Below are 13,725 nucleotides of genomic sequence, written 5' to 3' on the forward strand. Positions count from 1 at the left end.
CCTCGGCCGCCAGGAACGAACGACCGTCGTTGTGAGAGGACACTTGATACCCCCAAATGTTGTCGAGTGAAATTGAATTCAGGCGAAGCAGCAGGCACACGCCACGTCAGGTCCAGACCACTCGTTCGTCACTGTTCCCCACGTGGACGAGGTTCCGCTTCGGCCGTTGCCCAGACAGAACTCCGGAGCCCCGCCTGGACGGCCACTGCTCACTATCCAGCCCACGCACTGCCACGAGGCCGCGCCGAGTCCTATCCCCTGTTCCCGTAGCCCGCGGGCTACCGACCAGGCCGCGCCCGCATGGCTGTGCTGGTCAACCTTGATTGGCTTCGGCGATTCCCGTAGTTTCCTTGATCGGTCCCGCACGCACCACGAGGAGGGGCAGAGCGGATCATGCTCGACGGATCAACTCAGGCGTTGGCTGGACAGTTAGTGCGCGATCGACGACGCCATCTGGGCTTAAGTCAGCGTGAACTCGCGCAGGCCGCCGGTGTGAGCATAGGCATGGTGCGCGACTTGGAGCAGGGCAGGACCGGCAGACCCCATCCCTCGAGTCTAAACCGGCTTTGTACCTCGCTCGGGCTCGAGGCCGATCTGGTGGCACGCACAGAACCCGAGACGATAAGCGCCCAACCTCCGTCCACCACGGCGGCCGACGGTGCCACTGGGGTCCTGGAACTCCTGGTCCTCGGTAGCTTCGAGGTTAGAAGGGGCGGCGCGAGCGTCAAGTTACCCAATGGCAAGCGGCGGCTCCTGCTTGCGATCCTCGCGCTCAACGCAGGCAAGGCGGTCCACCAAGACACGCTCGTCGACCTTCTCTGGGGGGACGCGCCGCCAGCCCGGGCCCACCGGCTACTCGGCGAATATGTCCGCACTACCCGCCAGGCTCTCACGCCCAGCGAGCCGGAGTGCATCGACCGGGTCGGCCGCGGTTTTCGCCTGAACAAGGACCTGATCCGCCGGGATGTCGACGAGTTCCTCGAGCTCTCCGAGCTCGGACGCCTCGCTCTCGGTACGAAGTCCTACGAACAGGCCGTCGAGCTCACGGGCCGGGCCCTTCGGCTCTGGCGCGGCACGGTACTACAGGACATCGACGCGCTGCGCGACCTTCCCGAACTCACCGCGCTGCTCCGCAAGCGGATACGCACGGCGCTCGACCTCGCAGACGCCCACGCCGCGCGAGGTTCGTTCGGCGAGGCGCTCGACCAGCTTGAACCTCTCGCCGAGCGCGACCCCTTCAACGAATCCATCCAGGCCAGGGTGTTGGTGACCTTGGCGCGGTCCGGTCAGCAGGCCGAGGCGCTCTCCCGGTACCACGCGCTGTCCGCGCTGCTCAACCGCGAGCTCGGACTGCGCCCGGGCCCGGAACTCGTCGAAGCGCAGCGGCGGATCCTGAACAACGAGGTCGACTACGAACCAGCAGCGAACCCGGGCCTCCTCATGACCCCACCCGCTGTCCCGCAGCAACTGCCTCCGGACACCGCTCTATTCACCGGACGGGAGTGCGAGCTCGCCGCCCTGCGCGAGCGGATCGAGTCCGCCCTTGCCGACACGGACGCACGCACCCCGACCATTGTCGCCATGGACGGCATGGCCGGGATCGGGAAGACCACCCTCGCCTTGCGCGCCGCCCACCTGGTCGCTGACCGCTACCCGGACGGTCACCTCTTCGTCGATCTGCGCGGACACAACACCGATCTGCCGCCGCGCACGTCGACGGAGGTGCTCGCGGAACTGCTGCCCGTCCTCGGCGTCCCGCTCAAGCTGATCCCCGAGGACGTCGAGGCTCGCTCCGCGCTCTACCGCAACCGGCTGGCCGGCAGCCGAACCCTGGTCGTGCTGGACGACGCCTCGTCGGCCGACCAGATACGACACCTGCTGCCGAGTTCCACCGGATGTCTGGTGCTAGTGACCAGCCGCCGCGGCCTGATTTCCTTGGACGAGGCGTACCGGCTAACGCTCAGGGCCCTCCCGGACGCGGACGGCTACCGGCTGCTAGCGCGCGGCGCCGCTGCCGGATGGCGGAGCGAGGAGACCGAGGCCCTGCAAGAGCTGGCCCGCCTGTGCGGCGGACTTCCGCTAGCCCTGCGGATCGTCAGAGCCCTGCTTCACCGCCGTAGAGTGTTCGCGGCGGGCGCGCTGAAGGAGCGGCTGCAGAACGGGCTGACGAGCCAGGAGCCGCTGTCCGCCTTCGACGACGGTGAGCGAAGCCTGCGCTCGGTCTTCGACCTCTCCTATCAGGTGCTGCGCCGTAGGCATCGCCAACTGTTCCGGGTACTCGGGCTGATGCCGGGGCCGGATATCGACGTCCACGGTGCCGCGGCGCTCGCGGAAATCCCCGTGGACAGCGCCCAGGACCTGCTAAGCGATCTGGCCGACCACAACTTGCTGGTCGAGACCGAGCCGGGACGCTTCCACTTCCACGACCTGCTGAAGTTGGATGCGTGGACCCGAGCTCTCGAGGCGGGCGAGAACGTGGCGGAGGCGGAATCGCGACTCGTCGACTACTTCGAAGCGGCGGCTCGGCGGGCGGACGGGGTCATCCGCTACGGCGAAGCGCCGCCGTGCGAAGGTGCCGATGTTGGCGTCGTCGAGGGCCCGCGCATCGATACCCGCGAGCACGCCATGGAGTGGATGCGGGCCGAGATCATGAATCTGCTCGCGGTCGCCCGCCTGGCTGTCGCCTCGGGCAATCACCCTGTAGTGCTCAGCCTCTCTGCCTCGCTGCACCAATTCCTGCAGACTTCGGGTCCCTGGTCTGGGGCCGTCGAACTCCAGGCTGCCGCGGTGGAGGCCGCCCGACACGGGGACGATCCTCGGGCCATGGCGTCGACGCTGGCCAGGCTCGGCGCCATACGGCGGCTGACCGGTGACATCTCCGGCGCCGTCGAGTCCTTCGAGGCGGCTCTGTTGAGCCTCGCTCCGAACACCGCGGAGAGCATGGTTGGGCCGATCCTGGGCCAACTGGGGGAGGCTTATCTGCTTACAGCCGACTATCCGAGGGCCAGTGAAGCCCTGCGTGCCTCACTGGCCGCACACACCAAGTCCGGCGACTGGGCCAGCCGGGCCGAGGCGCTGATCAGGCTCAGCCAACTGACGCTGTCGAGATCGCCGGATCCGCTCGACGCGCTGCCCGACCTGTGCGAGGCACTGACCTCGTACACAACTATCGGTGATCCGAAGGGTCAGGCCTACGCACTTTCCGAACTTGGCGAGATCTACCGGATCTGCGGGAACTACGCGTCAGCCGACCGTGCCCTTCAGGACTCGCTCAGGCACTCCCGGACTGCGACCGATCCGATGACGCAGGCGCTCACGCTGTTGCGCCTCGGCCTCCTGCGGCACTTCATGGATGATCCCTCGACGGCCTTCCGCGACATCCGTGAGGCGTTCAGTATCTACGAACATCTCGGCAGTCTCGCGGGAATGGCCAGTTCCCTGGCCTGCTCTGGCACGGTGCAGGCCGGTGGCGGTGACCACAAGGCCGCGCTCGAATCATTCACCAAGGCCGGCGAGCACTTCGCGGCCTGCGGCAACGAGCGCGGAAGGATGGCATCGGTCATGTATGCCGCCGAATCGAGGTATCAGATCGAGGACCGTTCCACCGCAGTGGCCGATGTGAATGCTACGGTCGAGCACTTCCAAGCGGTCGACGACGTGGTGAACGAAGCCTACGCGATCAGCTTGAAGGCGTCGTTCGTCCTCGACGCGGGTGATGTCGACTCTGCGGTGTCCCTCTACCTACGAGCCGTCGATCTGGCCAAGTCCAGTCGGCGGGTACAGACCCAATTGGCGGCCCTACGCGGACTCAGCAAGGCGCATGTGGCTCGGGGTGAGACGGCTGACGGGCTCTGCGCGCTCGAGGCCGCGGTGAGGCTGTGTCACGAACTTTCACTACCCGAGGAGCCATCGGTGCGGGCCGAGCTTGCGGCTCTGCGTGCCACGTGACTGGACCGTACGGGACTCCAGCCGCCCGGGTACGGGAATCGCGGTAGGGCCGCGCGACTCACCCACGGAAAACGCCCTGCATACGAGGCCGCGGCGGGTGCGCGCTACGGGATTCATCGCACTGCCTGGGCTCTGCCGCAGATGAGCTTCCACGGCGGAGAGTGGAGAGGATCGCCGAGGCGCCGGTCCAACTCGGCCGGGGCGAGAGCACAATCGAGGGGATCCGATATCCAGTGAATGAATCGATGAAGGCCGACGGACTCACGGTCGCACTCATCAACATGCCGTGGGCGCGGACGAGCTCTCCGTCCATTCAGTGTGGATTGCTCAAATCGGAACTCGTCGCCGCGGGCTACACCGTCGACGTGCACTATCTGAATCTGGAACTGGCCGCAGAGATCGGCATCAAGATCTACGAGGCCATCTCACACTTCGGAAGCGATCGCGTTCACCTGCTCGGTGAATGGCTCTTCGGTCGCTCGGCGTTCGACACGGACCTCGAGTCCAAGGCGTACCTCGAGGCATTTCCCGAGCTCGAAAACCTCGTCAGCGGCAGCGGGATGGAACTGGAGTCCCTTCTCACACTGCGCGAGGAGACCCTTCCGCGGTGGATCGAGTCCTTAGCCTCCGCCGATTGGGGCAAATACGACCTTATCGGCTTCACATCCACCTTCGAGCAGAATGTCGCGGCGCTGGCCCTCGCACGTGCGGTCAAGGGGAGGTTCCCGCAGGTCTCCCTCGTCTTCGGGGGAGCGAACTTCGATGGCGACATGGGTGTGGAGTTCTTCAACAACTTCGACTTCATCGACTTCGCGGTGACCGGTGAGGGCGATATCGCAATCGTGAAGATCGCTGAGTCCATCGCGACCGGCAGCCACGATGCCATCCCCGGCGTCTGCCGACGCGACGGCGGCGAGATCAGCGTCGGTGCTCCAGCGGCCCGCATCCGCGACATGGACTCGATCCCCACTCCGAATTACGACGACTACTTCTCCGTCATCGAGCGGCGCGGCCATTCGACCGTGATCGGTCGCCGCAATATCCGTATTCCGGTGGAATTCTCCCGAGGGTGCTGGTGGGGCGAGAAGCACCACTGCACCTTCTGCGGACTGAACGCCTCCGGTATGACCTACCGCAGCAAATCGCCCGAACTGGCCGTCGCCGACCTCCTGACGCTGGCAGGCAAGCATCGGATCCTCGAACTCGAGGCCGTGGACAATATCATCGACATGCAGTACCTCGAGAAGCTCTGCCCAGTCCTGGCCGACCACAACGTGGACCTGGACCTGTTCTTCGAGGTCAAGTCCAACCTGCAGAGGCGTCAGATCGGCCGCCTTGCCAGCGCAGGTGTGCGTCGCATCCAGCCGGGAATTGAGAGCCTGAGCACACACGTCCTCGGCCTCATGCGGAAGGGCACGACGATGCCCTTCAACGTGCGATTCATGAAGTGGGCCACATACTACGGGATCAACATCATCTGGAACATCCTCATGGGCTTCCCCGGCGAGACCGACGAGGACTACGAGCGGCAGGTCGAACTGATCCCGTCGCTGTACCACCTGCAGCCGCCGGGAAGCGCGGGCCGGCTCTGGCTCGAACGCTACAGTCCATATTTCACGGACCCGAGCTTCCCGATCACCATGGTCCGCCCCAAGGAGGCCTACTCGTTCGCCTACCCGGTCCCCGGGCTCAACCTTCATCAGATCGCCTACTTCTTCGACCACGAAGTCGGCAACATTGCCTCCCAGCGTGCCCACGACGCCGTCGTGGCGGCCGTGGAACGCTGGCACACGATCTGGCGAACCCGCCGCCCGCAGTTGACCTATCAGCGAGGCCCCGGCTTCATTCACCTCTGGGACACTCGGGGGCCAAAGCCGGAGGACGCGACGATTTACGGGTGGAAGGCGATCGCGTTCGAATTGTGCAGCGAAGTGCCGCACACTCCCGGCCGTATCTCCGAGGAACTCCAAGTACTTGGCCACGACATCTCCACCGAGCGTGTCACGAAGTTCCTCGAATCCTGTGCCGACGTGCGCTACGTGGTCATGGAAGATGGGAAGTGTCTCTCGCTCGCGCTGCCCAGGGTCAGCTCTCCGGTCTAACCTGCGCGTTTAACTTGCGCCCACGTCCGGATCATGATCGAGAACGCGAAAGTTCCTTTTAAAATGGGACGATGAGGCTTTGAGGTGACCCCGGCGGTGTGGACACACTGACAATGGATCTTGCAGATCCGAGGAAGGGTGTCCTGGTGGGACGGAAGTCTCCGTATCCGGAGGAGTTCAGGAACGATGCCGTCGCGCTGTACCGCTCGGCGGGCGGGAAGCGCACGTATGCGGCGGTCGCGGCGGACGTCGGGGTGACCGGCGAGACGCTGCGGAGCTGGGTGCGCCAAGCCGACGAACACGCCGGCCGCGATCACGGTCGCGGCGAGCAGAGCGGGGAGAGCCGGGAGGAGGAACTGGCCCGGCTGCGGGCGGAGAACGGCCGACTGCGCAAGGCCGAGAAGGAGTGGGAGCTCGAGCGGGAGATCCTGCGCCGGGCAGCCGCGTATTTTGCCCGGGAGGTGATCCTGGTGGTTAATTCAGGAAGCGAGGGCGAGTTCGAGTCGGGCGAGGTGGCTACTGCGGGTGCGATCGAGGGGGTGGCCGTTCCACCAGGCGTCAAGCCGGATGAGGTTCAATGCAACCGCACTGTAGATGTGGTCGAGGTGGGTTTTCCGCAGGCCGTGGTAGCGGGCTCGGCGGATACCGGTGACGGCAGTGGCCTGGTGGATGGTCCCTTCGACTCCGGCACGCAGCATGTACTTATGCTTCCACTCCTCGGTCTCCTGCCGGGCACGGGCATCGTGCAGGGCTTCGTGCATCTCCTGTGGCTGCAAGGTGAGTTGACGCCGCTGGAGCTTGGAGGTGGTGCACTGTGGACGCTGCGGGCAGGGGCTACAGGTTCTCGGGGAGAATGTGACCACCGTCTTGGCGACGCCGGCCTGACGGCAGGGACTCCAGGTGGTGCTGGTCTGCCCCGCCGGGCAAATGGCCTGCCGGCCCTGCCAGTCGATACGGAAGTCGTGGGTGGCGAAGCCCTCGTTGGCCCTGGCCTGGCGGGACAGGTCGCGCAGCATCGGGGTGATGAGCGTGATACCGAACCGCTTCAAGGAGCCGACGATCAGCTCGGCGGAGGCGTATCCGCTGTCCAGGTAGTGCTCCCCGGGCAGCAGGCCGCGTCGTCGGAGGGCCTGGTGGATGGGGTCGAGCATGGCGTTGTCCGGGACGGTGGCGTCGGTCGTGGCGATGTTCGTGACCAGGTTCGGCCGCGGAGCATGGCTGTGTTCTCTTGGGACCAGGCCCGCGTTGGTGCAGGCCGAGGCTGGTTCGGGAGACTGGCAGGTCTCACTGATATGGATCTTGAAGCCGTTCCACCACAGGTCGCCCTTGACACTGCGGCGGGCGTCAGTGTCATACGGCGAGGTCAGGCGCAGATGACCGGGCGGGAGACCGTCTCCTTCCGCCTCTCGCCGCTTGACCACCTCCCGTCCGCTGCCCGCAACGGTGCGGGTGTAGCTCTGCACCAGCACGCGCCGCAGGACCTGGACAGCCGGCAGTTCCCGCAACCACGCCGGGGACGCAGGCGCGTGGACTGCGGTGAGCAGGGCGAAGCCGTCCCGGCCGTAGTCGACAGCGAGCCGGGTGCGTTGGGCCTTGGATGTCGGCGCATGCCATCCGGGGATCCGGTCGCCGTAACGCCGGCTCCAGGAGGGCACATCGATGACCTGTTCCACCCACTGCGGCGCCGCGCAGACCAGTGCCTCCAGGGCAGCGCGGACGGCCCCGCCGGCCAGGTCCAGCTGGCTCAGATCCCGCACCGCCGAGATCACGTGGGTGGAGTCGGTGCGCTGCTTGCCACCGCTCTCCAGTAGTCCCTGCTGGACCAACTGGGCCAGCAACAGGTCCAGTACCTTCTCCTCCAGGCCGTGCTCGATCACCCTGGAGCGGAACTCCGAGAGCACGCTGTGGTCGAATCCCGGGTCCTCCAGTTCCAGCCCGAGCGCGTATTTCCACGTCAGGTCCGTCCGTACCGCCTCGGCGGCCTGCCGGTCGGTGAGGTTCCCCGCCTTCTGCAGCACCGTGACCAGCGCGAGACGCCCCGGCGACCAGCCCGGCTTGCCACGCTGCCCAAACGCCGCCGCGAACTGGTCGTCAGCGAACAGTTCACCGAACCGGTCACGGACCCGCACCGCGAGCGGGATCTCCCGCCGACCCGAGTACATCGCCCGGATCGCGGCAGCGACCTGCGGGTCCGGCTCCGGCCAGGGCTGCGGCTGCACCGACACCACGTCTCCGTCCTGCGGACAGACACCACAAGACTGCCGCAGACTCCAGGATCCACCTCCTGCCTGACACTCACTCACCGAACTCCTGAATTAACCACCAGGATCGGAGATGAAGTGAAGACCCGCCGCTGGGACTTCGTCTCCACCCATGCCGAGACCTTCGGCGTCCAGCGGATATGCCGGGTCCTTCGGGTCTCGCGCTCGGGCTACTACCGGTGGATCGCCGGTGCGAAGACCCGCCAGGAGCGGCAGGCCGCCGACGACGCCCTGCTCGTGGAGATCCGTGAGATCCACACCGAGCACAAGGGAACCTACGGTGTCCGGCGCGTCCATGCCGAACTGCGCGGCTTCGGGCGCACCGTCAACCGCAAGCGCATCGAGCGGCTGATGCGACGGCACGGCATCGAGGGACGGCACCTGCGGCGCCGCAAGCGCACCACCGTCCCGGACCGGCTCGCACCGCCCGCCCCGGACCTCGTCCAACGCCGGTTCACCGCCGCCCGGCTGGACGAGAAGTGGTGCGGCGACATCACATACGTGCAGGTAGGCGGGACATGGCTGTATCTCGCCTGCGTCATCGACATCTGTTCACGCCGGGTGCTCGGCTACTCGATGGCCACCCACATGCGCGCCGAACTGGTCATCGACGCTCTGACGATGGCGGTCGCAACCCGCGGCGGCAACGTCACCGGAGTGATCTTCCACGCGGACAGGGGCGCCCAGTACACGTCGGCGGCGTTCGCGCAGGTCTGTGACGGTTTCGGGATCCGCAGGAGCATGGGCCGGGTCGGCTCAGGAGCATGGGCCGGGTCGGCTCGAGCTACGACAACGCCCTCGCCGAGTCGTTCTGGCAGGGGCTCAAGAGGGAGACGATGCACCAGAGGATGTTCTCGACGGTGCGTCAGGCGAGGCTGGAGATCTTCCAGTGGCTGACCTACTACAACGCCCGACGGCGCCACAGCGCCCTCAACTACCTCTCGCCAGCCGAGTTCGAACAGCAACACCGACGAGGACGTAAACTCACACTCGCAGCATGAACCCCTGTGTCCACACTCCGGGGGACGCCTCAGGCAGTACACGCTCCTCGGCAGCGGGCACGAGAACGGTGATGTCGAGGCCCGTGACGGTGCGGCTGGCGTCGGGCCTGCCGTCGTCGAGGCGCTCGCCGTAGCGGGAGGTCGGCGATTTGACCTTGCGGGTGCTGACCCGTTGCCGCCGGGGCGGGAGCAGGGCGGCCAGCACCTTACGTCCGATGAGACCCACCTGACCGGTGGCTGCAGCGACAATATCCGCGGCGTGGATGACCTGGTCACGGGCTGTCTGGAGGGCGATGGTGAACCCGCAGCGGTCGGGATCGGTGCCCGGGACGGATTCGGCCGCCTCGACCATGACCGTCCGTAGCACTTGGTAGAGCGTCAGCAGTGCCCACATCTCCTGTTCGATGCCGGCCGGGTCGCCCGAGCGCAACAGGCGACCGTCCATGATCGTGTGACGGAGGGCGTAGTACGCCGATTCGTGTTCCCACCGCTGATGGTAGATACGCGTCAGCGCGGCCGCCGGGTAGCGGCGGGCGTCAGTCAGGGTCGTGACCAGCCGGTAGGCCCCGGTGAAGACGGTGCCGTCTGCGCAGGTCACGGTGATCTGCGCGTCGATGACCCGCACCTTGACCGTGCCAAGGACCGACAGGTATGAGCCGTCGGTCAGACGGGACAGAACCGGGGTGCGGCGGTTGTTGCGGAGTCGGCCCAGGAACTGGGCGCGGGTGGCGTTCACCGCGGCGAGGAAGTCGTTACCGTCGAAGCCCTTGTCCCACAGGACGAGCATGTCCGGCCTCAGCAGGTGCAGCAGACGCCCCGCATAGCTCGTCTCACCCTCGGCGGTGGGGCCGAACACCGCGCCGAGCAGGGCCCGGGTTCCGGTCTCGACGAGCGTCATCAACTCCAACGTCGGATACCCATGGTGAGCGGTCCTGCCCAGCCAGAAACGGTTCCGCTCGGAGTCGGGGACCTTCTGCGAGCTGCAGCCGTCGAACGACACTGTCCGGTAGGGGCCGAACCGCACTCCCGGCGTCGTCGGCCGGGCCAGCGGCCCCGCCAGCACCTCGAACAACGCCCGCACCGGCGCACTGCCGAGCCGACGGCGCAGATCACGCAGTGCCTTCGCGCTCGGACTGGCCACCGGGATCCCAGACAGGCCGGCGGTCATCTTGTCCCAGACCAGCCGGTAACCGACCTCGGGGAACAGGCACATCGCGAGGAGGAAGTAGACCCCGACCCGTGAGGGCAGACTACGCAGCCGCCGCTGCACGGTCCGGGTCTCCGACAAGACGGCATCCACGAGTTCGAACGGCACGACCGCCGTCAGCTCTCCCAGATGACCGGGAGCGAACCGGCCTGCGGCCACAGTGACCGTTCGGGTGATGGCCGTCAGCGCAGACGGCAGGACATGATGAGACGGCAACGGAGCAGTGATGATTGCGCCGTGGTTCTCCGCCGGGCCTGACCCCCAACGGAGCATCTCCTTCGGGAACAAGCTGTCTTGGACGACTGCCTGTACCAACGAGATGCTCCTATCTCCTGTCAAGCAGCGCGTCGGAGGTGGGTTTCAGTGATGTTCGCGCAGGTCAGGGCTCTGTAGACCTCGCGGGCTATGTAGCGCTTGAGGCAGCGGATGATGTCCTTCTTCTGCAGCCCCTGCGCGGTGCGGCGGGCGACGTAGTCGCGGGTGCGGCGGTCGTGCTGCATGCGGACCACTGCGATGCGGTAGAGGGCGGCGTTGGCGGACCGGTTACCGCCGCGGTTGAGCCGGTGGCGGTCACGGCGTCCGGAGGACGCTGGTATCGGAGCGGCGCCGCACAGATGGGCGAACGCTGCCTCCGAGCAGAGGCGTTCGGGATTGTCGCCCGCTGCGGCGAGAAGGCGGGCGGCTGTCTCGGGGCCGACTCCGTAGACGGCCATGAGGCCAGGTGCGGCCTGGGTGGCCAGGGCGCTCAACTCGGCGTCGTACTCATCGATTTCTTGGTCGAGATCCTGGTCAGGCGGCGCAGGGTGAACTTGGCCGCGGCAGCGGGATCGGTCAGGTCTGCTGTCGGCCGCAATCGGGCGCACGTGGCGATGAGATCAGGGCTGGACATACTGCGGAGCTGGGCGCGCAGGGTGTCGGGTGCGGTGACCAAGTGGCTGCGGATCTGGTTGATCGCCTGGGTGCGGGCCTTGACGGCGGACGTGCGGGCAGTGTGCAGGAGGCGAAGGGCCTCGGCGGCGCCGCCGTGGGTCTTGGGGATGATGGTCGCGCGGCCGGAGGCAACGGCCTGGGCGGCGGCGTAGGCGTCGATCGGGTCGGACTTGCCCTGCTGGTGGCGGATGCGCCGGTCGGGCCGGTTGATGTCGAAGACCGTCAGGCCCGCGGCACCCAGGACCCGGGCGAGCTGGGTTCCGTAGGAGCCGGTGCCCTCGACGCCGACGGCGCGCACGGTGCCGTGGGAACGCAGCCAGTCCAGCAGGGCACGGTAGCCCTGGTTGGTAGTGGGGAACTGGGCGTCGGCGAGGTGCCGGCCGACTTGGTCGACGACGGCTGCGTGGTGGGTGTCGGTGTGGGTGTCCACGCCGCCGAAGACGTTCTGGGGCTGATCGGTCATGATGGTGGTGCTGTCCTTCCGCGATAATCCAGGGGGCAGCACACGCCGGTCGGGCGGGCGGACAAAGCAGTGACGGGGGCTTCTAGCCCAAGCTCCTATCAGGTCACGAACACCCGTCCGGCCGTGTGCGTCGTGGTCCTCCGCAGCGGGCCGACAAATCTCCAGAATGACAACCCCGGAGGGCGTCAGCTCCGTTGGGGGTCAGGCCCGGCGGAGAACCACGGCGCAATCATCACTGCTCCGTTGCTCCACATCCGAAGCTCGCCAACACCCCTTGCGTGACCTGCAAGTTCCTTAACTACCCGGCCTTGGGGGACGCCTCACCCTCGCCCGCACCGACCGGCGTGTACACACCGAACTGGCGAGTGAGGACCGGCGCCTGGCGGTGCAGCGCGACAGCGAACGCGCGGCCGCCTGGTCCGAGCCGGTCCGCCGCACCGCCCACCCCGGTACCGCCCGGGGTCGCCTATCACCGGCTGTCAGTCGATGAACACCGGTGGATCTTCACCGTCGCCGACGTGGAAGGAACCGTCGTCACCAGCGACGCGATGCACACCCAGCGCGAGCACGCCGACTACCTCTCAGCCGTGGGCCCTGCGGCAACAGTGGCGGCCCAGGCGCGGCGCCCCTCACTCAGGTGCTACACCAGTCCCGAGTGGCGACCTCCTGCACAGGGCGACGGCACGGCTACTGGCGCAACAGGCCAGTCACCACTGACATATGTCACAAAGTCTCGTGACGATGTGCCCTACCTGACGTCTAACTCGCCGGAAAAGCTGGATACATGAGGATGGAAGAGGCTGGTGGCGGGGGTACCGATGACGTCGGCGGCGATGAACGAGGTGATGCCGTGATGGCGCCGGTGCGAGTGCTGTTGGCCGACCATGAGCACCTCGTCCGGGGAGCCCTCGCCGCGCTGCTTTCCTTGGAGGACGACCTGACTGTTGTCGCCGAGGCCGCGACCGGACCGGAGGCGCTGGCGATGGCACGGGCGCACGAACCCGACGTGGCCGTCCTCGAGCTCCAGATGCTTGGTGCGGACGGGGTGAGTGTCGCTACGTCCCTCCAGGCCGAACAGCCAGGCTGCCAGGTGCTGATCGTAACCAGTCAGGGCCAGCCCGGGCACCTGGAACGGGCACTCGCGGCAGGCGTACGCGGGTTCGTCCCGAAGACCGTCAGCGCACAGCGCCTCGCCGAGATCATCCGTACCGTGCATGCCGGAAACCGCTACGTCGACCCTGAGTTGGTCGCCGACGCCATCTCCGCGGGGAGTCACCGCTGACCGAGCGGGAGACGGAGGTGCTGGCACTCGCCGCCGGTGGAGCGCCCATCATGGAGATCGCCGAGCGCGCCGCGCTGTCACCAAGAGCGGTACGCAGTCACCTGTCGTCGGCCATCTCCAGGGTTGGAACAGAGAACCGCCATGCGGCGGTGAGGCTCGCTCGAGACACGGGCTGGGTGCAGCCGGAGCGTGGCTCAATTCGTCAAGGCAGCTCAGCGACAGCAGATCACATTTTGGAGGAAGTACCCATGAGGAAGGTCCCATTCGGCTCCCTGGCCGCATCGATCGCGGCGCTTGGGACGGTGCTCGGTCTCTTCGCGCTCCAGCTTCGCGCGGACGGTTTGGAGCAGTACGTCGACTCTGTGGCCAGTGCCAGCGTCGTGATGTACGTCACCTCGGCTCTGATTGTGGTGACGTGGGTCCGCGCCCGTCGGCCGCACTCGGACTGAGCTCGCCGCCACTGAGTGCGGCTCGGTCGTTGCCCTCGACGACGTGGTCGACGTGAGACGCCATCCGCTTACCGCTGGGCAG

6 protein-coding genes and 4 pseudogenes are annotated in these 13,725 nt (G+C 66.8%); 7 read left to right on the forward strand and 3 right to left on the reverse strand.

Annotated features, from left to right (window positions below; genetic code table 11):
• Positions 1 to 393 precede the first annotated feature (393 nt).
• From BIV23_RS41590 to BIV23_RS50965, 3 genes and pseudogenes are all read left to right on the forward strand, one after another.
• The gene (locus BIV23_RS41590) at positions 394 to 3,948 is read left to right on the forward strand and encodes a BTAD domain-containing putative transcriptional regulator (RefSeq protein ID WP_079173742.1); all 3,555 of its coding nucleotides are present in this window, start codon (positions 394 to 396) and stop codon (positions 3,946 to 3,948) included.
• 161 nt (positions 3,949 to 4,109) lie between these two features.
• A complete protein-coding gene (locus tag BIV23_RS41595) occupies positions 4,110 to 6,050 on the forward strand; it encodes a RiPP maturation radical SAM C-methyltransferase (RefSeq protein WP_143079229.1) in 1,941 nt (646 codons plus the stop codon).
• Positions 6,051 to 6,196: 146 nt separating this feature from the next.
• Positions 6,197 to 6,516, forward strand: a pseudogene (locus BIV23_RS50965) (transposase); the annotation flags it as partial.
• 13 nt (positions 6,517 to 6,529) lie between these two features.
• Here BIV23_RS50965 and BIV23_RS50970 read toward each other — a convergent pair.
• Positions 6,530 to 8,275 (reverse strand): IS1182 family transposase, encoded by a 1,746-nt coding sequence (locus tag BIV23_RS50970; RefSeq protein ID WP_071386206.1) that lies wholly within the window; start codon positions 8,273 to 8,275, stop codon positions 6,530 to 6,532.
• 114 nt (positions 8,276 to 8,389) lie between these two features.
• On the opposite strand from BIV23_RS50970, the pseudogene BIV23_RS52865 reads away from it, so the two are divergent.
• A pseudogene (locus tag BIV23_RS52865) lies at positions 8,390 to 9,058 on the forward strand (IS3 family transposase); the annotation flags it as partial.
• Between the two features lie 17 nt (positions 9,059 to 9,075).
• A complete protein-coding gene (locus BIV23_RS54210; protein WP_107471430.1) occupies positions 9,076 to 9,312 on the forward strand; it encodes an integrase core domain-containing protein in 237 nt (78 codons plus the stop codon).
• Here BIV23_RS54210 and BIV23_RS41610 read toward each other — a convergent pair.
• Positions 9,296 to 10,717, reverse strand: coding sequence for an IS4 family transposase (locus tag BIV23_RS41610; RefSeq protein WP_425443581.1), 1,422 nt, complete (start codon positions 10,715 to 10,717; stop codon positions 9,296 to 9,298). The genes BIV23_RS54210 and BIV23_RS41610 overlap by 17 nt on opposite strands.
• Positions 10,718 to 10,854: 137 nt before the next feature.
• Positions 10,855 to 11,912 (reverse strand): annotated as a pseudogene (locus BIV23_RS41615) (IS110 family RNA-guided transposase).
• A gap of 853 nt (positions 11,913 to 12,765) precedes the next feature.
• On the opposite strand from BIV23_RS41615, the pseudogene BIV23_RS41620 reads away from it, so the two are divergent.
• A pseudogene (locus tag BIV23_RS41620) lies at positions 12,766 to 13,373 on the forward strand (response regulator); the annotation flags it as partial.
• Positions 13,371 to 13,643, forward strand: a complete 273-nt coding sequence (locus BIV23_RS53430) for an SCO3870 family protein (RefSeq protein WP_342746414.1) — start codon at positions 13,371 to 13,373, stop codon at positions 13,641 to 13,643. The pseudogene BIV23_RS41620 and the gene BIV23_RS53430, both read left to right, overlap by 3 nt.
• Positions 13,644 to 13,725 lie beyond the last annotated feature (82 nt).

The organism is Streptomyces monashensis, from assembly GCF_001866665.1.
Classification (GTDB): Bacteria; Actinomycetota; Actinomycetes; order Streptomycetales; family Streptomycetaceae; genus Streptomyces; species Streptomyces monashensis.

What these genes read in the sequence shown, in the direction of transcription:
- BIV23_RS41590 (WP_079173742.1), top strand. Translation starts at nt 394, where the DNA reads ATGCTCGACGGATCAACTCAGGCGTTGGCTGGACAGTTAGTGCGCGAT.
- BIV23_RS54210 (WP_107471430.1), top strand. Translation starts at nt 9,076, where the DNA reads ATGGGCCGGGTCGGCTCGAGCTACGACAACGCCCTCGCCGAGTCGTTC.